We start from the raw sequence: 19,797 nt of genomic DNA, 5'->3' as shown, positions 1-19,797 counted from the left end.
CGCAGCTTTCGACGCGGTCTCCGGCCCCTGGTGCGTACGGCTCCTCCGCAGGGCGGTCAGTCGGTGGCGGAGGCCGTCCACCGGCGGGAGCGGACGGGCATGCGGGAGTGTCCGGCGTCCGTCGGCCTGACGGCGAGGATCTGGTTGACGCCGATCTTGTTGTGCTCGAAGGAGAGGGCGGACGCCGCCATGTAGAGCCGCCAGACCCGGGCCCGCCCGGGCGAGGTGGCCGCGACCGCGGCGGCCCAGTTGTCCTCCAGGTTGGCGACCCACTGACGCAGCGTCAACGCGTAGTGCTCACGCAGCGCTTCGACGTCCCGGGCCTCGAAACCGGCCTCCTCCAGAATCCCGAGCGTCCGTCCCACCGGGGCGAGTTCACCGTCCGGGAAGACATAGGCGTCGATGAACTCATCGATCTGGTAAGCCTCTTCGTCCCTCTCGGGGCGCCGGGCGATCTGGTGGTTGAGCAGCCGGCCGCCGGGCTTGAGAAGGGCGAAGAGGTCGTCGGCGTACTCGCGGTAGCGGACCGAGCCGACGTGTTCGGCCATGCCGATGGAGGAGATCGCGTCGTAGGGCCCGTCGCGCACGTCCCGGTAGTCCTGCACCCGGATCTCGACGCGGTCGGTCAGCCCCTCCTCGGCGACCCGCTTGCGGGCGTAGGCGGCCTGTTCGACGGAGAGGGTCACGCCGGTGACGACGGCGCCGTACTCGCGGGCCGCGTGGATGGCCATGGAGCCCCAGCCGCATCCGACGTCGAGCAGGCGGTCACCCTCCTTGAGGGCGAGCTTGCGGCAGACCAGGTCGAGTTTGTCGCGCTGGGCGTCCTCCAGGGTGCCGCCGTCCTCCCAGTAGGCGCAGGAGTAGACCATGGACGGGCCGAGGACCATCTCGTAGAAGTCGTTGCCCACGTCGTAGTGGTGGCTGATGGCCGCTTTGTCCCGGCGCCGGGTGTGCAGCGGGCCGGTGCGGCTGCGGTGCATCTCCTCGGCGGGCGGGGCGGGCGGCGGGTAGGGGCCCGCGAGTTGGGCGAGGCCCTTCGCGAAGGCCCGTACCTTCGGGTCGCGCAGCGGGTGGACCGTTTCCTTGGCGTCGACGCCCCGTTCCCAGAGGAGGGCGGCGATGCTGTCGAGCGCCTCGTACAGATTGCCTTCGACGTCGATCTCGCCGGCCACCCAGCCCCGGGCCAGCCCCAGCTCGCCCGGCTTCCACAGCAGTCGGCGCAGCGCGCGGCGGTGGCGGATGACGAGAGCGGGGGCACCCGGCGGTCCGGCCTCACTGCCGTCCCAGGCCCGGATTCGGACCGGAAGACGTTCTCCGAGCAGATCCGTGAGAAGAGCGGTCAGCCGCGACGCGGCGTCTGCCATGGCGCACACCTCCGTGGTGGTGTTTCCCAAAATGCCCATATGCGTACACATGCATCATCGCCCCGCCTGTGCGCCTCAGCGCCGCGACGAGGTAACACATGTGTCAACTCTGGCCGGGGCACCCGTCATCCCGCTACTGGGCAATGCTTGGGCAAAGTACATGTAGCCACCAAGTACCCGCCGGAATCGCGGCCCCCTCCCCGCCGCCGGACCCGGCGGGAAGCCCACCCGGGCACGCCGAAGGGGCCGCCCGCACCACGGATGGCGGACGGCCCCTTCGGGTCGTACAGGTACTGCAGGTCGCACAGGGTCGTGCACGTGCCGGAGGCTCGTCGGTGGACGGAGCCGACGCACCCTCGCGGGAGCGCCGCCGAGGTCAGGAGGCCTTGGCCTTCTCGCCCTCGGGCTTCGCCGCGGCGGGAGCCGGAGCCGGCTTGGCCGCCTCGTAGAACTCCTCGCGCGGCGTCTCCATGGCACCCAGGGAGACGACCTCACGCTTGAGGAACATCGCGAGGGTCCAGTCGGCGAAGACGCGGATCTTACGGTTGAACGTCGGCATCGCCATGCCGTGGTAGCCACGGTGCATGTACCAGGCGAGACGGCCCTTGAGCTTGATCTTCACCTTGCCCATGACGATCATCGCGACGCCCTTGTGCAGGCCGAGACCGGCGACCGCACCCTTGTTGGCGTGGCTGTACTCCTTCTGCGGGAAGCCCCGCATGCCGGAGACCACGTTGTCGCCGAGGACCTTGGCCTGGCGCAGCGCGTGCTGGGCGTTCGGCGGGCACCAGGCGTTCGGGTTGCCGGCGCGGCGGCCGACCATGTCCGGGACCTGGGCGTTGTCGCCGGCGGCCCAGATGTAGTCGGTGCCCTGGACCTGGAGCTTCTCGCTGGTGTCCACGTGGCCGCGGGGGCCGAGCGGCAGACCGAAGCGGGAGAGCGCCGGGTTCGGCTTCACGCCGGCGGTCCACACGATGGTGCTGGAGTCGACCTCAAGGCCGTTCTTCAGCACGACGTGGCCGTCGACGCAGCTGTCCATGGAGGTGGAGAGGTAGATCTCCACGCCACGGCTCTCCAGGTGCTCCTTGCCGTAGGCACCCAGCTTCGGGCCCACCTCGGGAAGGATCTTGTCGGCGGCGTCGACGAGAACGAAGCGCATGTCCTCGCGCTTGACGTTCGTGTAGTACTTGGCCGCGTCCCGGGCCATGTCCTCGACCTCACCGACGGTCTCCGCACCGGCGAAGCCGCCGCCGACGAAGACGAAGGTGAGCGCCTTGCGGCGGATCTCCTCGTCGGTCGTGGAGTCAGCCTTGTCCAGCTGCTCCAGGACGTGGTTGCGCAGGCCGATGGCCTCCTCGATGCCCTTCATACCGATGCCCTGTTCGGCGAGGCCGGGGATCGGGAAGGTGCGGGAGACCGCGCCCATCGCGATGACGAGGTAGTCGAAGGGCAGCTCGTAGGCCTCGCCGACGATCGGCGCGACCGTAGCGACCTTGCGCTCCTGATCGATGGTCGTCACACGACCGGTGAGAACCTCAGCCTTGGGCAGCACGCGTCGCAAGGGGACGACGACATGCCGAGGCGAGATGCTGCCTGCGGCAGCTTCGGGGAGGAAGGGCTGGTACGTCATGTACGAGCGCGGGTCGACGACCGTGACGGTCGCCTCTCCGTAGCGCATCTTCTTGAGAATGCGTCGAGCTGCGTACAGGCCTACGTACCCACCGCCTACAACGAGGATCCTGGGACGCTCCGTGGTGCTCATGCAATCGAGTATCCACCCCACCCCGGGGGGTACCTCGTGAGCCCCTTCACAAGGTTGGGCGCCCCCTCTGCTACACTGCGCGACCCGCGTGACCCAGGTCATGGTCCATAAGGGGAACCACAGCCTCCTGGCGAACGTTGTTCACCGCCTGTGAGCTGGCCCTTGACCCCAGGACGACAGCCCCTGGCGCCCTTTTCGCCCCCCTCCGTCCAGCCCGCGCGCGCCACGCGGGGGACACCCGCGCGTAGCGCACAAAACGTACGCACAGGCCCATTCGAACCCCTGCGAGCGAAGAACTTGGCCCGTGCGGACCGAATTCCTTGTGAAGAAGTTCACGAAGGTGGCTGCGACGCCCTCCCGAACACCCCCTCCGGGCCCCCTCGCCGCCCACCGGGACACCCCAGTGAAGCATCAGAAGTGCAGGCTGGGCCGCATGTGAGCGCACGAATTCCGTGAGGTGAGGTTGCGCGCCGGGAGGGTCCCGGACGAGGTCACGGGCCGGGCCGACGGGCGGGCAGGCAGCCGGACGCGCGGACCCGGCCCAGGTGCGCACACACTGGACATATGACCACAAGGAGAACCGTGACGGTCCGGGAGGCCTGCGCGGACCCCGCCGCCCCCATCGACCACGCCGAACAGGGCGAACCCACGGTGATCACGCGCGACGGCACCCCGGTGGCCGCCGTGGTGCCGATCGCGGACTTCGAAGCCCTGGAGGAGGCCGCCGACGTCCTCGACATGGAGGCGGTCCTGGCCGGGGTCGACCCCACCACGACGGTGGCCGAGCTTCTGACGGACGTACTCGGGGACCACTCGGGGGCGGCGGAGGAGGGCGACGGGGACGGGCGAGACGGCGCAGAGAGTGGGTCCGGGGGCGGGATGCGCTGAGTGCGGCGGTCCGTGTTCACGCCCAGAGGGTCCGTAAGAGTGCGATTCACATCATTCTCGGACGGCCATCGAGCGGATGCCCGCCTCGGAGCGACGCACCGCATTCGACCTTGCGCTCATGAACATCCGTAGCCGGTACCGGGGCCGGATCGCCTCCGTCGGCGAGCGGGAGGCACTCGCGTATCTCGCCCTCCATCGGAGGCTCAAAGTGCCGGAACCGGCATCGATCCGCCCGATGCGCTGATCGCCGCCACTGCCCTGGCGAACAACTGGACGCTGGTGAGCCGCAACATCAAGCATCTGGCTCGAGCAGGCGCGCGTCTCCTCAGCCCCTGGGACTACCGGGGATGGGCCGTCAAGCCGGAGCTCACCGACGCGAGGCCCCCGCAGGCTCCGGCCCACGGGGGCCTTTCACGGGTCTTCCGTCCGCAGGCGGGGGCCTCCGGCTTACGGACCGCGCTCCCTCCTCGGCCGCACCCTCCCCGCCCGCGCCCTCCTCAGTCGCGGCGCCGGACGTACAGCCGGTTGCCCTTCGGGCCGGTCCACTCCACCTGGACGACCCCGGGCACGGCGGCGTCGGCGAGGCGGGATGCGTTGGACCAGTAGCCGAGGTTCGGGTTGCGGAAGAAGGTCGCCCACAGCTGTCCGCGGTGGTCCTCGAAGAAGTTGTTGTGGCCGGCGCCGACGCCGACGGTCCACCGCTGCGAGTACGGACCCTCGAAGGTGTCGGAGACGGCGGCGACGGCGTCGTACTGGTACTGGACGCGTCCGGTAGCGGCGGTGTCGTAGCCCTGGCGGGTGGTGCCGTCGGCGTTGACCGATGTCCGGTCCCAGGCGACCTGGAGGAGGTAGTACTTGCCGCCGTACTTGAACACGTACGCGCCTTCGAGGTACGGCTCGGGCGTGTAGGGCGTCTGGCGGAAGGCCGGGAGGCCCGTCGCGGGGACGATGTCCTCCATGTCGTCGCGGAACGTGGCGTACAGGTTGTTGTGCAGCACCAGCCAGGCGTCGTCGCCCTCGGAGTACAGGCTGCCGTCGATGTGGTGGTACGCGCCGGGCGCGATGAACGCGGGGCCGCCGATGAAGGGGTCCCCGAACGGCTTGTCGAGGTTGCCCTCGATCAGCCGGTACGGGCCCTCGACGCCGCCCTCACTGACGAGCAGGAACGAGCCGACCTTCCTGGAGTGGTCGCCCATGCACGCGACGATGTACCACGTGTCGCGGAAGCGGTGCACCTCCGGCGCCCAGGCTTCGCCGCGCTTGCCGAACCGGTCGTCGTACCAGTACTCCTGCCAGGGGGCGACGACCGTGCGGCCGGGACGGTTCTCGTCCACGAACTCGGGCGACCACACCTTGCCCTTCTCCGCGCCGGGCCGGACACCGGTCGTGTCCGCCAGCTTCCAGGGCCCCTTGAGGTCGCGCGCCGTCCACACGAAGATGCCGTCGTTCCACGGCCCGGCGATGTCGAGGCCCGGCACCCGCGTGGTGCCCGTGGCGACGTAGAGCGGACGCCCGTCCACGACGAAGCAGTTGACGTACGTGTCACGCATCCAGACCCGCCCGAGCACCTCGTCGCGCGGGCGCAACTCCATTGGCAGGACAAAGGAGTTGTCCTCCCTCGGCCAGAGGTCCTCGCGGGTGTCGGCGGTGCCGTAGGCGGCGAGGTCGGGCCAGTTCGCGGGGTACCGGCCGCGCGGTCGGCCACCGGACACCTCAGGCGCGGGCTTCGCGGACGCGGCGGGACGGACAGCCGGTGCGGCTTGTGTGGCGGGTTCGGCGTGCGCCGCCTGTACGGGCAGAGTCACCGCCGCTCCCAGTCCGGCGGCACCGGCCAACAGGGCCCGGCGGCCGACGGGCGGTCGGTTCTCGTGGCTGGTCATCGGTCAGCTCTCCTTCGGCGTGGGTGCGGGGCGCCGGGCGCCGCGCGCCCGAATCAAGTACGGCTACGAGGACGGGTGTTCGCCCCGGCGCACGGCACGCGGACAGGCGCGACGATGCCGCGGCATGGACAGCCGCAAGCAAACGCCCGCTACAGGTAAGGGAATTGAAAGGTCAGCGCGAACCCGGACAGCCGGTCCACCCGTGACGCGGCACGCCGGTACGGAGCGCTGCACCTCGCTCGGAGCGAGTCGGCGGACTGACCTCGGATGGCATGCTGCCAGCATGGGAAGCCCCGATGATCTACGTCAAGGGGTCGCCTATTTAATCCGGATGCCCGGGGCCGTGACCCGGCTCACGGCCCGCCGCGCACCCCGGCTCGCGGCGGATCCCGTGGCGGGACGCGGCCACGCCAACGACGTCTTGCGCGGCGTCGCTTCAGTAGATACGTGTCATGCCCCTTCGTCGTGGCCGGCGACATCGGAGCAGCGCGAAACAATGATGGCCACAAGGACGACACGGAGGACCCTGGTGACTCTCTTCGCTCTGGCTCCCGCCTGCGCCGGCAGCGCGGCCCTCTGTGCAGCCATCTTCCTGTGGTGTCGCGGACACAAGGCGATATCCGCGATTTCAATCTGCGCGGCGGTTGTCGCAACTGCCGCCGGATTGGTGGTCTCGCCCCAAGGCGCCGCTCCGGCCGTCTTCGTCTCCGTCGTCATTCTTGGTTTCACGATCGACAGTTGGCGGCAGGAGATGACGAACGACTTCACGGAACGAGAAGACAAGGGCATGCCCCCGCTGATGAAGCGCGGCAGCCCATACGTGCGGGGCCTGTTCGACATAGTCTGGGTCATTCGCTACTACCGGCGCATGAGGAAGAGCCCTCTGGGGTGACACGTCCGCCGAACGCCCCTCCACCGCTCGGGGCCCAGAGGTGCCGGCCGTACGTCGGCGGTCCCTCCCGGCCCGACCCCCTCCGGCGAAGCACTGGAAACCGCGGCCGACGCGCTGCCGGCCCGGGGTGCGGAAGCAGTACTGGCCCGAGGAGGCCCGACCGTGACCACGGCCGAACTGGCGGCGGACCTCTTCCCCGACCGGCCCCGGGGCACGGTCTGAAGTGAGCATGTCGATCCGTGTGGACCTGGCCCGCACCCCTGGCCGTGGGACGGAAACAGTGACAAGTCGCTCGCCGAACTGAAGACGACCGAACGGATCGCTCCGCAACTCGTGCGCAACTACCCCATCCTTCCTCCAGTTCGGATTCGGCCCGTGGCGCCCTCCTGACGTCGCGGCATGACCGGAGAAATCCCGAATCACTGCCGGGCGACCACTGTCGTACCAACCCGCCTGCCCTTGTCACACGGCGGCGGAGCAGGGCCGGCCGGTCCCCCACGCACGAGCGGCCCACCCCCAGCCCGGGGTAAGCCGCTTCCGCGTGCGTACGAGATGCCTACGAGACCGGCCTCAGGCCGCCGAGAACGCGATCCCGTCGAGCATCGCTCCCAAAGTGCGCTTCGCTCGACTCGGCGTGTGTACACGGTTACGCGTACACTTTTCTCATGGCTGAGACGACCGCGACCGTGCGAGAAGCCCGCGCCCACCTTGCGGACCACATCAATCGCGCCGAGGAGGGCACGCCCACGGTGATCACACGCAACGGGGAGCCCGTTGCCGCTGTGGTCCCGATCTCCGACTTCTACGCGCTGGAGGACGCGGCGGACGTCCTGCTGGCGAGGGAAGCGGAAGCGGTCCTGGCCCAGGGCGGCCCGACCGTGACCATGGCCGAGCTGTTGGCCGATCTGTTCACCGAACGCTCCGAAGGCGCGGCGTGAAGTACGCGTTCCGGTTCACCGCCACGGCGCAGCGGCAACTCCGTGCCATCGACCGGCCTGCCGCCATGCGCATCCTGGCCGCGCTGACCGCGCTCGGCGAAGACCCGTACCGCGAAGACGCCGACGTCAAGAAACTTGTCGGGTCCTCAGGTCTCTACCGCCTCCGGGTCGGGAACCACCGGGTCGCCTACCGGATCGAGAACGACGAACTCGTGGTCCTCGTCGTCAAGGTCGGCGACCGGCGCGACGTCTACCGCAGCATCTGAGACACGGCCGGGCCCGGGAGCACCATGCCCCGAACCCGGCCGCCGCTCAGCAGATCACTCGGAGCCCGGCGCCGCCGAGAACGCGATCCCGTCCAGAATGTCGTGCTCGCTGACCACGATCTCCCGGGCCCCCGTCCTGCGCATCAGGGCCTGGAGGATCAGGGCGCCGGAAGCGATGACGTCGACCCGGCCGGGGTGCATCGCGGGGATCGCGGCGCGGTCGGCGTGGGTGGAGGCGAGCAGACGGGTGGTGATCTCCTCCACGCGGGCGAGGGAGATGCGGGAGTGGTGGATGGCCTCGGAGTCGTACTCCTTCAGGTCCAGCGCGATGGCCGCGATCGTGGTGACCGTACCGGCGAGGCCGACGAGGGTGGTGGCCTCGGTGAGCGGGACGGTCTCGGCGGCGAGGTCGAGGGCCGCGTCGATGTCGGCGCGGATCGCGGCGATCCGGGCCTCGGTCGGTGGGTCGATCTTCGCGCCGTCCTGGACGAGGTGGCGCTCCGTCATGCGGACGCAGCCGATGTCGACCGAGCGGGCGGCGCGGACCGTCTCGTCGCCGAGGACGAACTCGGTGGAGCCGCCGCCGATGTCCACCACGAGGTACGGGGAGGCGAAGCCGTGGCCGCTGTTGCCGTGGAGTTCCTTGGTGGCGCCGTCGAAGGAGAGCTGGGCCTCCTGGTCGCCGGTGATCACCTCGGGCTCGACGCCGAGGATCTCGTGGACGCCGCGGACGAAGTCGGCGCTGTTCTCGGCGTCACGGGAGGCGGAGGTGGCGACGAACCGGATCGTCTCGGCGCCCAGCTCCTCGATGGCCCCGGCGTACTCGCGGCAGGCGGCGAACGTACGCTCCAGGGCCTCGGGCGCGAGGCGGCCGGTGCGGTCGACGTCCTGGCCGAGGCGGACGATCCGCATCCGGCGGTCCAGCTCGGTGAAGGCACCGGTGGCGGGATCGATGTCGGCGACGAGCAGCCGGATGGAGTTGGTGCCGCAGTCGACGGCCGCGACGCGGGTGGTGGTCACGCGGACTCCCCGGCCGGCTTCTCGGGCGTGCACGGCGTCACGCAGGGGCCCTTGGCCCACCACTCGGGGAGCATGGCGAGGGCCTCGTCGCCGAGCGGGTTCACGCCGGGGCCCGCGGCCAGCGAGTGGCCGACGAGGACGTGCAGGCACTTCACCCGGTCCGGCATGCCGCCGGCGCTGGGGAAGCCCTCCAGCACCTCGATGGCGTCGCGGCGGGCGATGTAGTCCTCGTGCGCGGCGCGGTAGGAGGCGGCGAGCTCCGGATCGGTGCCCAGGCGCTCGGTCATCTCCTTCATGACGCCGTTCGCCTCCAGCGTGCCGATCGCGGAGGCGGCACGCGGGCACGTCAGGTAGAACGTCGTCGGGAACGGCGTGCCGTCCTCGAGACGGGGCTGGGTCTCCACCACGTCCGGGTTGCCGCAGGGGCAGCGGTGCGCGATGGCACGCAGCCCGCGCGGCGGCCGTCCGAGCTGCTGCTCGAACGCGGCGATGTCCGCGTCGGTGGGCGGAGTGGATTCGGTCTGCGGAGGGGGCGTGTCCATGCCTGCCTTGGTTCTGCTCGGAGGTGCTGCCGTGGGGTGCGGTGCGCCGCGGGGTGCGCCGGAAGGCGCGGTTCTTGCTCGGACCAGTGTGCCTGGCGGACGGGTGCGCCCGGCCGGGCGGGGCGGGGCTCAGCCGCCGTCGGAGTCGCTGCCGGAGCCGTCCGCGGTGTCCACGCCGTCCCAGAGGTTGGAGTGCCAGGGCCGGCCGCCGGCGCCGGGTTCGCCCCGGTCGTCGCCCGCCGCGTCGGGGTCGACGACGGTGTAGCCGGTCTCGCCGGGGAGCACGTAGTGGAGGTGTTCGCGGGCGAGCCGGCGGATGTACGCGTCGTCCTGGAGGCGGGCCTTCTCGTCCCGCAGCTCCTCGGCGCGCTTCCCGGCGTCCTGGAGCGTCCGCTCCTGGTCGGCGATCTCCTCGCGCTGGGAGACGTACTGCCGCATGGGGTACGCCAGCGCCACGATCAGGGTGCAGACGATGAGCGCCAGGAACGCGGCGCGGCCGGTGAGCCGGGAGCGGTGGGCCTGGCGGCGGTTCTGGGAGCGGTAGACGCGGGCCGCCGTCTGCTCGCCGAGCAGCCGCAGCCTGGTCGCGGTGGAGAACCGGTCGCGGTCCTTCACGGCCATGTTCATGCCTCCCCGTCACGCACGTCCGTCCCCGCACACGGTACGGGACCGAGTGCGGGGACGGACGGAGGCTGGTGCCCTCACGGGCAGTGGATCAGCCCTTGAAGCGGGGGAACGCGGAGCGGCCGGCGTACACGGCGGCGTCGTCGAGGATCTCCTCGATGCGCAGCAGCTGGTTGTACTTGGCGACGCGGTCCGAGCGGGCCGGGGCGCCGGTCTTGATCTGGCCGCAGTTCACGGCGACCGCGAGGTCGGCGATGGTGACGTCCTCGGTCTCACCGGAACGGTGGGACATCATGCACTTGAAGCCGTTGCGCTGGGCGAGCTCGACGGCGTCGAGGGTCTCGGTCAGCGAACCGATCTGGTTGACCTTGACGAGCAGGGCGTTGGCCGAGCCCTCCTCGATGCCGCGGGCGAGGCGCTCGGGGTTGGTCACGAAGAGGTCGTCGCCGACGATCTGCACCTTGGTGCCGAGCTTGTCGGTGATGACCTTCCAGCCGGCCCAGTCGTCCTCGTACAGCGGGTCCTCGATGGAGACCAGCGGGTACGCGGAGACGAGCTCCTCGTAGTACTCGGTCATCTCGGCGGCCGAGCGGGACTTGCCCTCGAACTCGTACTTGCCGTCCTTGTAGAACTCGGACGCGGCGACGTCGAGCGCGAGCGCGATGTCGCGGCCGGGGACGAAGCCGGCCTCCTTGATGGCCTCGACGATGAGGTCGAGGGCGGCGCGGTTGGACTCGAGGTTCGGGGCGAAGCCGCCCTCGTCGCCGAGGCCGGTGGAGAGGCCCTTGGTCTTCAGGACCTTCTTCAGCGTGTGGTAGGTCTCGGCACCCCAGCGAAGGGCCTCGGAGAAGGACTCCGCGCCGATCGGGGCGATCATGAACTCCTGGATGTCGACGTTGGAGTCGGCGTGCGACCCACCGTTCAGGATGTTCATCATCGGAACGGGCAGCAGGTGCGCGTTCGGGCCGCCGAGGTAGCGGAAGAGCGGGAGGTCGGCAGCCTCGGAGGCGGCGTGGGCCACGGCGAGCGAGACGCCGAGGATGGCGTTGGCGCCGAGCGAGCCCTTGTTCTCCGTGGCGTCCAGGTCGCACATCGCCTGGTCGATCAGGCGCTGCTCGGTGGCGTCGTAGCCGACGAGCTCCGGGCCGATCTGCTCGATGACGGCGAGGACGGCCTTCTCGACACCCTTGCCCAGGTAACGCTTGGGGTCACCGTCGCGAAGCTCGACGGCCTCGAACGCGCCGGTGGATGCGCCGGACGGAACGGCAGCACGGCCCGTGCTGCCGTCGTCGAGACCAACTTCGACCTCGACCGTGGGGTTACCCCGCGAGTCGAGGATTTCCCGGGCTACGACGACGTCGATGGACGGCACGAGCATCTCCTTCTGGGATGTGACGCTGACTGTGCGGGGCTCTTGAGCCTTGCGACTAGAGCCTAACCGGACACAGGACATCGGCCAGCCGACCGTCCGTCCAGTGACACGGCGAGCCTACACATTGTTTCCGTACGGAACATAACGTGTGGCGATACGGCGTCCGGCGGTCTGCCGTACGGCCGGGGAAGGAGGCTCCTCCTTCTCCTCTTCGAGGGCCGGCTTCCCCTCCCCCCGGGGCCGGGGTGCTCCGGGAAAAGGCCCTGGCCCGGCGTGCGGGGGGAGTGCGCGCCGGGCCAGGGAGTGGGAAAGGGGTGCCGCCGGACACCCCCGTTCCGGGGAGGAGAGGTTCGTGACTACTTCAGGTGGAGCTGCTGACCCGGGAAGATGAGGTCGGCGTCGTCGACGATGTCGTGGTTCAGCTTGAACAGCTTCTGCCAGCCGCCCTTGACGCCCTGCTTCTCGGCGATGGTGCTGAGGGTGTCGCCGGTGACGACCTTGTACTCGCCGTCGCCCTTCTCGACCTTGTCACCGGTGGGCGTGGTGACGGTCTCGGACTTCTCGGCGGCGGGGCGCTCCTCGCTGCGGGAGGCGGCCTGCGAGTCGGTGGAGCGGTCCGGCGTCGCCGTGGAGGCGCTGTCGTCGGTCGCGGTGGAGCCGGCGTTCGCGGAGGTGCCGGTGCTCGCGGAGGAGGAGCCCGTGTCGACGCCCGGGTCCACACCGTCGTTGGTGAGGTTTCCGGCGCCGGCGCAGGACCAGGCGCTCGGGCCCTGGAGGTCGAGGAGCACCTCGGCGGTGGCGATCTGCTGCTCCTTGGTGGCCAGGTCGGCGCGGGGAGCGTACTTCGTACCGCCGGCGGCGGCCCAGCTGGACTGCGAGAACTGGAGGCCACCGTAGTAACCGTTGCCGGTGTTGATGGACCAGTTGCCACCGGACTCGCACTGGGCGACGGCGTCCCAGGTGGCGACGGAGGCGGCGGAGGCGTTGGTGGCGCCCATCAGCGGAAGGGCGATGGCGGCACCGGCTACGCCGGCGAGCGTGGCCACACGGACGGCCTTGGACGAGCGGCGGTGCTTACCCTTGCTGGACAGCAGCATGGAAGATCTCCTCACCGACGCCTACGAGGTGAGCTGTCGGGTTCGGGCCAATGAGTTGCCCGGCCACACGTCCTTGCGTGTGGCTTCACCCCTAGCTGGTCCCGGCCCGCCCGCCGTTTCCGACGGGCCGTCCGATTCCGGCGGCTTACCTGGGTCCCCCGCTCCTGCCTACGGCGCTTTCGCGTCTGTTCCCTTCGACCGACGGCAGGATTCGGCGTGACGGTCGACGGGGCCCGCGGTGCGAGCGGCTCTGACCGTAAACAGAGGGAACCCCCACATTCAATGATGGACATATCAGACAATCAGACCTTACTGGCCATGCCTGAATAACCGTTTCCGCAGGTCAAAGCGGACATCCGCGAACCCCCGTGACCACGACACGCCGAAACAGCGAAGAGACCCATGTCTCACTTTCGCAAAAGTGGACATAGGCCCCCTAACTGCCCCTCTTTTCGGGCGGTTTTCCCGAATTTGATCAGTTGGCGGGAGCGGTCTCCGCCGTGTCGGGAACGGTCTCCGGCGTGTCGGAAGTGGTCGCGGTCGTCGTGGAAGCGGTCGACGTCGTTCCGGTGGCCGTCTGCGTGGTCAGGTCGAGCTCCTGGCCGGGCAGGATCAGGTCGGGGTCGGAGCCGATCACGTCCTCGTTGGCCTGGTAGAGCTCGGTCCAGCCGTCCGACAGGTGCTGCGCGTCGGCGATCGCCCAGAGGTTGTCCCCGGACTGGACGGTGTACGTCCCGTCCGTCGCGAGCGCCGTGTCGTCCCGCGCGTCGCTGTCGCCGCGCGAGGCGTGCCGGCCGGAGTCGCGCGAGGCGTCGGCGGCGGCCTCGTCCGGGTCGGGCGTCCCGCGGTGCTTGCCGCCCGTCGTGGTGTCGCCGGTCGCCGCGTCCGTCGCGCCGTCCGTCGTACCGGCCGACGCGCCGCCCTTCGCCCCGCTCCTGCCGGGCGTGGTGCTGCCCGGGACGGCCGAGCCGGAGGGCGAGGGGGTGACGGAGGCGTCGGGGCTCGGCGTGGCGCTGCTCCCGGTCGAGCCGGTCGAGCCGGAGGCACCGGCCGAGCCCGAGGTGTCCGTCGACTCCGTGGTGCCGGCCGAGGCGGGTGCGCCGTCCGCGTCCGGGATCGTGCCGGCCGAGGCGCCCGCGTCGGAGACGGAGCCCGGGTCCACGCCGATGAGCGAGCCGACGGGCGCGAGACCGGAGATGACCGCGCACCCGGGCCACGCCTGCGGGCCCTTGGCGTCGAGCACCTTCTCCGCCACGGCTATCTGCTGGGTGCGGCTGGCGAGGTCCGCGCGCTGCGCGTAGTCCGTACCGCCGTAGGCCGCCCAGGTCTCCTGGGAGAGCTGCAGTCCGCCGTAGTAGCCGTTGCCGAAGTCGGCGCTCCAGGTGCCGCCGCTCTCGCATTCGGCGACCTTGTCCCAGGTGGTCGCGTCCGCGGCGCCGGCGCTGCCCGCGGCGAGGAGCGGAATCGCCAGGGCGGAGCCTGTCACGCCGGCTGCGACGACGATGGCGGGTGCCTGGCGAGGGCGGCGGTGTCTGCCGTTCGCGGAGCCCATGGGAGTGCCTTCCGTGTGACTGACGGGTGAACTGATGCGTCGAACCGTGAACCTAGCGGGACTCGAACGTGTGTCACAAGTCGATGCCTCGCAGATCACGTGAACATCACAGTGTTGACGGAGCGTCACTTCCGCCGAGCGCCGGTCCCGGTGTGAACTCCACCGGAAGGGTGCGCAGTCCACGCATGATGAGCCCTCCGCGCCACCGCAAATCGGTGGTTTCTCCCGCAAGACGCAGGTCAGGAAGACGTCTCAGCAGGGTCGCGAGGGCGGTCCGGCCCTCCAGCCGGGCGAGCGGCGCACCTACGCAGTAGTGGATGCCGTGGCCGTAGCCGAGGTGCTGATTGTCACGGCGAGCGAGGTCGAGCGTGTCGGGGTCCTCGAAGCGCGCGGGGTCGCGGTCGGCCGCCGCGAGCACCACGAGGACGGGGTCGCCGGCCGCGATCTCCTCGCCGCCGACGGTCAGCGGTTCGGTGGCGTACCGCCAGGTGGCGAGCTCCACCGGGCCGTCGAAGCGGAGCAGCTCCTCGATGCCGGTGGCGAGCAGCCCCTCCTCCCCCGCCGCCAAGGACGCTTCCAGCCGGGCGCGTTCCCCGGGGTTGCGGAGCAGGGAGTAGGTGCCGTTGCCGATGAGGTTGACGGTGGTTTCGAAGCCGGCGAAGAGAAGGATGAAGGCCATGGCGGCGGCCTCGTTCTCCGTGAGGTGCTCGCCGTGGTCGCTGGTCCTGATGAGTTCGGAGATCAGGTCGTCGCCCGGGTTCTCCCGTTTGCGGTGGATGAGTTCGGCGAGGTAGGCGCGCATCCGCTTCACCGAGCGCGCCACTCCGCCGCGCGGTCCGCCGCCGTGGCGGATCATCATCCCGGCCCAGTCCCGGAAGTCGTCCTGGTCCTCCTCGGGCACTCCGAGCAGGTCGCAGATGGCATAGATGGGGAGCGGGAACGCGAAGTCGTGGATGAGGTCGGCGGTGCCCCCGGCCACGAACCGGTCGATGAGCCGGTCCGTCAGCTCCTGTACGCGGGGCGCGAACTCCGCGACCCGGCGCGGGGTGAACGCCTTCGACACGAGCCGGCGCAGCCGGGTGTGGTCGGGCGGGTCGATGTTGAGCAGATGGGTCATCAGCTCGGCCTTGCGCTCCCCCGGAATCCCGGTCTTCCCCTTGGCGTGCGCCGACCCGGCGTGGTGGACCGGGTTCTTGGAGAGCCGGTTGTCGGCGAGCGCCTGCCGCGCGTCGGCGTACCGGGTGACCAGCCAGGCTTCGACTCCGCTGGGCAGCGTGGTGCGGTGCACCGGGCTGTGCTCCCGGAGCCAGGCGTACGCCGGGTACGGATCGGTGGCGAACTCCCAGGTGAAGAGTTCGGGGGCGGCGGGCGCGTGGTGCGCGGGGCATCCGGCCGGGGCGGGGCCGCCGGGCTCACGGCCGGGCTCGGGCGCGGGCTCGCGCTGAGGTTCGGCGGGGTTTCCGTGCACCGGCCGTTCACTCATCGACGGTGTCCGGCGCGGTGCTGACGCCCTCCGCCGCGAGGATCGCGTCGCGGTAGGTGCGGGCCGCCGCGCGCAGCGCGGCTTCGGGGTCGACGCCTTCGGCCTCGGCGCGGACGGCGAGGGCGAGCAGCTCGTAGCCGAGGGTGTCACCGGCGGGCGGGGTGACGTCCAGGTCCGACCCGCGGACCCGGCTGCCGAGCTTCGCCGCGAGGGCCAGCGCCGGCTGACCGAGCGGAATGCCCTCGGTGACCGAGTCGCGTTGCTTCTCGACCGCTTTGGTACGCAGCCAGTGCGCGTGGACGTCGTCGGGGGTCTCGGCGGTGGCGTCGCCGAAGATGTGCGGGTGGCGGCGGATCAGCTTCTCCACCAGCCCGCCCGCGACGTCGTCGACGGAGAAGGGAGCGTCCTCGTCCTCCTCGGCGATCCGCGCGTGGAAGACGACCTGGAGCAGGACGTCCCCGAGCTCCTCGCGGAGTTCGTCGCGGTCGCCGTCCTCGATCGCCTCGACCAGTTCGTACGTCTCCTCGATGGCGTACTTGGCGAGGCCCCGGTGCGTCATCCGCAAGGTCCAGGGGCAGTCCCGCCGGATCACGTCCATGACCTGGACGAGGTCGAGGAGCCGGGCGCCCGGCAGGTCGTACGAGCCGGGGAGCAGCTCGAGGTCGGGCATCCGCACCCGGCCGGAGCCGCCGAGGCGTGCGAGTCCGTCGGTGAGCCGCTGGTCGCCCTCGCCGCCGACCAGCACCACCACGGTCCGGTCGCCGGCGCAGGCGTCGACCAGTTCCTCGGCGGTCGGCTCGGCGTTCTCGACGGTGACGCCCGCCTCGCGCAGATACGGCAGCTGCACGTGGCCGGGGGCACCGCACAGCACGCGGTCGGCGGTGCGCAGCGTCTGCCAGGCGGGCCAGGACAGCAGTCCGGGTGCGACTCGGTGGCTGGCGGTGAGGAGGACGACCCGGCCGGGTGCTTCAGCGTTCACCCGTCGAACCTACCCCGGCGGTGTGTCAGCCCGCCGGGACGGTCTCCTGCTGCGCGGAACCGTCCGCTCCGGCACCGTCCCCGCCGGATGCGGCGGTGTCGGTTCCGGTGGCCTTGGCGAGCCAGGCCGGCTGGTAGGTGCCGAGGCGGATCTGCTGGTCGTCCCAGGCTCCGTAGCGCGGGTTGACGTCGATGTGCAGCGACTTCGACGCCTTGGTGAGCGCCGCCGTCACCTTCTGGGTGCCCTCCTGGGTCTGCAGGTCCGCGCCGAGCGATGCCGCCAGCTTCGGCAGCTGGACCTCCTGGCGCAGGTCGCCGTCGATCTGCTCCGGGGAGATCCAGCGCTCCTGGAGGAGGGTCGCGGCCAGCTCGTCCTCGCCGCCGTACTGGGCGACGGCCGCCTGGTGCACCTGCTGGAGCTCCTTGCGGCTGACGGTCACCCCGGCGTCCTCGGCCGCCCGGTCGAGGACCTGGCCGAAGATCAGCCGGTGCAGGGCGGCGCGCGGGAGCTGGCCGGACCCCTTCACCAGCTGGGCGGACTGCGGCGAACTCTCCTGGGCGGCGCGGACCTCGGCGACGTCGGCCTGGAGGGTGGAGACCTCGATCCGCCGGCCTCCGACGATCGCGGCGGCGCCGGGGTGGGCCTCGCCACCGCAGGCGGTGAGGACGGGTGCGGAGAGCAGGAGCGCGGCGGAGAGGGTGAGCGCGGTGCGACGACGGCGGTGCAAAGGAGCCTCCCGATGAGAGTTTGTGCATCAGTGCACAAAGCCTTGCGGTGATCGATGTTAGGCAGTGGTGGCCATGGGGGCCACTGGTTCGACCAACGATTCGGGAGGAGTTGGGGATGTGGTGCCGTCAGCCGCCGCGTACGTCCCGCTGGTGGGTCAGCTGACGGCGCAGCTCGGCGGGGAGCGGGTGGTGCGGGCCGTAGGAGCGCTCGGTGTCGTACAGCAGGGCCTGGAGCTGGGCGCGTCCTGCGGTGTGGTCGCCGACCGCGAGCAGCAGCAGCCCGATGCGGTGGCGGATGTCGAAGGCTCGGCCGGGGTCGCCGGCGACGGCCCCGTAGACGTTCTCGTAGTAGGGGAGGACCGCGCGGTACTCGTTGAGCGCGGCGGCCGTCTCGCCCAGCTGCTCCAGGCAGGTGGCGGCGTCGTAGCGGTACTGGAGGGTCTGCGCGTCGCCGGGGCCCGCCTCCGCGGTGCGGTCGTCGGCGAGGCGGCGGAGTTCGGGCAGGGCGCGGCGGTACTGGCCGTCGTCCATCAGCGTCGCCGCGTACTGCTTGCGGAGGATACGGACGACGGGTGAGTGTTCGCCGTGCTCGGCGGCGGCGGTCGGCAGGATGGAGCCGAGGATGTCGACGGCCTGCGTGATCCGGCCCTCGCCGAGGAGCCGCTTGACGTCGTCGACGGCGCGCGCCACGTCGGCCCGGCCGGACGCCGGGCGCTCGGCGGGTACGGGCGGCGGGCCGAAGCCGGTGGCCGGTGCGGGGACCGGGGCGGTCGCCCGGTCGGGCCAGGGGGCGTGCGGGCGGAGGAAGGGGCGGGTCGGGTCCAGCGGTCCGCCGGGTGTCCCGCGCGCGGGGAGCAGCGGGGCGAGGGCCTCGTACACCTCCTGCGCGGAACCGGGGCGGGCCTGTGGGTCCTTGGCGAGCAGCCGCAGGACGAGGGCCTCCAGCTGCTCGGGCACGTCGGCCCGGAGGTGCCGGACCGGCAGCGGCGGTTCGTAGAGGTGGCGGTGGAGCACGCCGAGCGCGGTGGACCCCGAGAACGGCACGTCCCCGCTGAGCAGCTCGTGCAGCAGCACGCCGAGTGCGTACAGGTCGGTGTACGGCCCGACCGCCCCGCCCATCGCCTGCTCGGGCGCCATGTAGGCCGGGGAGCCGATGGGTGAGCCGGTGTGGGTGAGCCGTGTGGTGTCGTTGTCGAGTACGGAGGCGACGCCGAGGTCGAGCACGGTGACGGTGCCGTCGGGCCGGACCATGACGTTGCGGGGCTTGAGGTCGCGGTGGACGATCGGCACCGCGTGCACGGCGCTGAGCACCGCGCAGAGCTGGGCGGCGACCGCGACGGCCCAGGGCCATGGGTAGGGGTCGTGCTCGGCGAGGTGGTCGGCGAGGTCGGAGCCCTCGACGTACTGCATGACGAGGAAGAGGTCGTCGCCGTCGCCCCCGGCGTCGTGGACGGTCACCAGTCCGGGGTGGTCGACCTGCGCGGTCACCCGGCACTCCCGGGCGAACCTGCGGCGCAGCTCGTCGGCCTCCTCCGGGCCGCCGGGCACGCCCATCCGGTCGGGGCGCAGCAGCTTCACCGCGACCCGGCGGTCGAGCCGCTGGTCGTACGCCGTCCAGACCTGGCCCATGCCGCCCTGGCCGAGGATCGCCGCGAGTGCGTACCGCCCGGCGACGACGCGACCGCTCACCGGCCCTCGCCCTCCTTGCGGAGGTAGTCGCTCAGCTCGTCCAGCTCGGCGCGTACCTGGTCGAGCCGCTGGGGCGGGCCGGGGCGCTTCGGGGGCGGGGTGGGCTGCGGTTGTACGGGGAGTTGCCGCTGCGGCGGGGAGGGCTGGTAGGGCGCGGTGGGGCCGCCCTGCGGGAGGTGCTGGGCGGGCGGGGCGCCGTAGGGCGGGGCCGGGTGGGCGCCGGAGACGTTCGGGTAGCCGTACCCGGGGGCGGGGCCGGACGGCGGGTAGCCGGGGCCGGTCCCCGCGCGGGCCGCGACGGCGCGGGGACCGTGCGGGCCGAAGTGGCGGATGTCCTGCTGGAGGTAGTACCAGGTGACCGCGACGATGAGGGCCAGCACCCAGCCGAGGAAGGACAATGCCTGGGCGTCCGTCAGCTCCTCCTGGTCCTCGGGAATGGTCGCCGTGTAGGCGACGAGCCCGGCGGTGAGCACGAGGGACAGGACGAGCAGTATCCAGTCGCGCGGGCGGCGGGTCACGATCGCGAGCCGCAGCATCGCCGTCCAGGCAAGAAAGCTGCAACTCAGCACGGTCAGTGCCACGAAGACCACGCGCAGGACCGTCAGTGCCGTCGAGGAAGGGCGCGCCGAGGGAAGCTCCGGCGGATAGCCGTAGCCGTGCATGTGCCGCTCCCGGGAGGCGATGGGCGGATGTGTGGTGCGAGCGTATACATCCACGCGGA

Annotated in this window: 18 protein-coding genes, 1 pseudogene and 1 riboswitch; of the genes and pseudogenes, 5 read left to right on the top strand and 14 right to left on the bottom strand. The window is 71.1% G+C overall.

From position 1 onward, the window contains the following. Positions 1-56: 56 nt before the first annotated feature. Both ACWCSV_RS24330 and ACWCSV_RS24325 read right to left on the bottom strand, forming a co-directional pair. Entirely contained in the window at positions 57-1,364 is a 1,308-nt protein-coding gene (locus ACWCSV_RS24330; RefSeq protein ID WP_451145516.1) for a class I SAM-dependent methyltransferase, read from the bottom strand. A gap of 376 nt (positions 1,365-1,740) precedes the next feature. Then, positions 1,741-3,126 (bottom strand): NAD(P)/FAD-dependent oxidoreductase, encoded by a 1,386-nt coding sequence (locus ACWCSV_RS24325; RefSeq protein WP_266708118.1) that lies wholly within the window; start codon positions 3,124-3,126, stop codon positions 1,741-1,743. Between the two features lie 564 nt (positions 3,127-3,690). Here ACWCSV_RS24325 and ACWCSV_RS24320 point away from each other — a divergent pair. Together ACWCSV_RS24320 and ACWCSV_RS24315 are read left to right on the top strand one after the other, a co-directional pair. Next, positions 3,691-3,954 (top strand): annotated as a pseudogene (locus ACWCSV_RS24320) (type II toxin-antitoxin system Phd/YefM family antitoxin); the annotation flags it as partial. Between the two features lie 178 nt (positions 3,955-4,132). Next, positions 4,133-4,258 carry a hypothetical protein gene (locus ACWCSV_RS24315; RefSeq protein ID WP_451145514.1) on the top strand — a complete coding sequence of 42 codons (126 nt, stop codon included), beginning with the start codon at positions 4,133-4,135 and terminating at the stop codon, positions 4,256-4,258. A 253-nt stretch (positions 4,259-4,511) separates the two neighbouring features. On the opposite strand, the gene ACWCSV_RS24310 is transcribed toward ACWCSV_RS24315, so the two are convergent. Then, positions 4,512-5,894 carry a family 43 glycosylhydrolase gene (locus tag ACWCSV_RS24310; RefSeq protein WP_451145512.1) on the bottom strand — a complete coding sequence of 461 codons (1,383 nt, stop codon included), beginning with the start codon at positions 5,892-5,894 and terminating at the stop codon, positions 4,512-4,514. A gap of 529 nt (positions 5,895-6,423) precedes the next feature. On the opposite strand from ACWCSV_RS24310, the gene ACWCSV_RS24305 reads away from it, so the two are divergent. From ACWCSV_RS24305 to ACWCSV_RS24295, 3 genes are all read left to right on the top strand, one after another. Then, positions 6,424-6,786: a hypothetical protein gene (locus tag ACWCSV_RS24305; protein ID WP_451145510.1), complete on the top strand. Its 363-nt coding sequence runs from the start codon at positions 6,424-6,426 to the stop codon at positions 6,784-6,786. Between the two features lie 665 nt (positions 6,787-7,451). Further along, on the top strand, positions 7,452-7,724 hold the full coding sequence (locus ACWCSV_RS24300; RefSeq protein ID WP_451145508.1) for a type II toxin-antitoxin system Phd/YefM family antitoxin: 273 nt from the start codon (positions 7,452-7,454) through the stop codon (positions 7,722-7,724). Continuing rightward, positions 7,721-7,990, top strand: a complete 270-nt coding sequence (locus ACWCSV_RS24295; protein WP_451145506.1) for a type II toxin-antitoxin system RelE family toxin — start codon at positions 7,721-7,723, stop codon at positions 7,988-7,990. The genes ACWCSV_RS24300 and ACWCSV_RS24295 overlap by 4 nt, the downstream gene beginning before the upstream one ends. 54 nt (positions 7,991-8,044) lie before the next feature. On the opposite strand, the gene ACWCSV_RS24290 is transcribed toward ACWCSV_RS24295, so the two are convergent. The 11 genes from ACWCSV_RS24290 to ACWCSV_RS24240 form a co-directional block, all read right to left on the bottom strand. Then, positions 8,045-9,010 (bottom strand): Ppx/GppA phosphatase family protein, encoded by a 966-nt coding sequence (locus ACWCSV_RS24290; protein ID WP_451145504.1) that lies wholly within the window; start codon positions 9,008-9,010, stop codon positions 8,045-8,047. After that, on the bottom strand, positions 9,007-9,552 hold the full coding sequence (locus ACWCSV_RS24285) for a DUF501 domain-containing protein (protein ID WP_451145502.1): 546 nt from the start codon (positions 9,550-9,552) through the stop codon (positions 9,007-9,009). Before ACWCSV_RS24285 ends, ACWCSV_RS24290 begins: the two co-directional genes overlap by 4 nt. 129 nt (positions 9,553-9,681) lie before the next feature. After that, positions 9,682-10,173 carry an FtsB family cell division protein gene (locus ACWCSV_RS24280; RefSeq protein ID WP_451145500.1) on the bottom strand — a complete coding sequence of 164 codons (492 nt, stop codon included), beginning with the start codon at positions 10,171-10,173 and terminating at the stop codon, positions 9,682-9,684. 94 nt (positions 10,174-10,267) lie between these two features. Further along, on the bottom strand, positions 10,268-11,554 hold the full coding sequence (gene eno / locus ACWCSV_RS24275) for a phosphopyruvate hydratase (RefSeq protein ID WP_266708104.1): 1,287 nt from the start codon (positions 11,552-11,554) through the stop codon (positions 10,268-10,270). A 350-nt stretch (positions 11,555-11,904) separates the two neighbouring features. Continuing rightward, positions 11,905-12,645 (bottom strand): transglycosylase family protein, encoded by a 741-nt coding sequence (locus tag ACWCSV_RS24270; protein WP_451145498.1) that lies wholly within the window; start codon positions 12,643-12,645, stop codon positions 11,905-11,907. Between the two features lie 3 nt (positions 12,646-12,648). Next, positions 12,649-12,831, bottom strand: a riboswitch (cyclic di-AMP (ydaO/yuaA leader). A gap of 289 nt (positions 12,832-13,120) precedes the next feature. Next, positions 13,121-14,197 carry a transglycosylase family protein gene (locus tag ACWCSV_RS24265; protein WP_451145496.1) on the bottom strand — a complete coding sequence of 359 codons (1,077 nt, stop codon included), beginning with the start codon at positions 14,195-14,197 and terminating at the stop codon, positions 13,121-13,123. A 106-nt stretch (positions 14,198-14,303) separates the two neighbouring features. Next, positions 14,304-15,680, bottom strand: a complete 1,377-nt coding sequence (locus ACWCSV_RS24260; protein WP_451145494.1) for a cytochrome P450 family protein — start codon at positions 15,678-15,680, stop codon at positions 14,304-14,306. Continuing rightward, positions 15,673-16,659 (bottom strand): nucleoside triphosphate pyrophosphohydrolase, encoded by a 987-nt coding sequence (locus ACWCSV_RS24255; protein ID WP_451145492.1) that lies wholly within the window; start codon positions 16,657-16,659, stop codon positions 15,673-15,675. The genes ACWCSV_RS24260 and ACWCSV_RS24255 overlap by 8 nt, the downstream gene beginning before the upstream one ends. Positions 16,660-16,684: 25 nt before the next feature. Further along, the gene (locus ACWCSV_RS24250) at positions 16,685-17,386 is read right to left on the bottom strand and encodes a SurA N-terminal domain-containing protein (protein ID WP_451145490.1); all 702 of its coding nucleotides are present in this window, start codon (positions 17,384-17,386) and stop codon (positions 16,685-16,687) included. A 127-nt stretch (positions 17,387-17,513) separates the two neighbouring features. Then, a complete protein-coding gene (locus ACWCSV_RS24245) occupies positions 17,514-19,076 on the bottom strand; it encodes a protein kinase domain-containing protein (protein ID WP_451145488.1) in 1,563 nt (520 codons plus the stop codon). Continuing rightward, complete coding sequence (locus ACWCSV_RS24240; protein WP_451145487.1) at positions 19,073-19,792, bottom strand: hypothetical protein; 720 nt, start codon at positions 19,790-19,792, stop codon at positions 19,073-19,075. The genes ACWCSV_RS24245 and ACWCSV_RS24240 overlap by 4 nt, the downstream gene beginning before the upstream one ends. Between the last annotated feature and the right edge of the window lie 5 nt (positions 19,793-19,797).

This window comes from Streptomyces sp. NPDC001770, assembly GCF_053596135.1.
The sequence above is the reverse complement of the archived record's forward strand: the minus strand, read 5'-3'. Positions and strand labels throughout refer to the sequence as shown.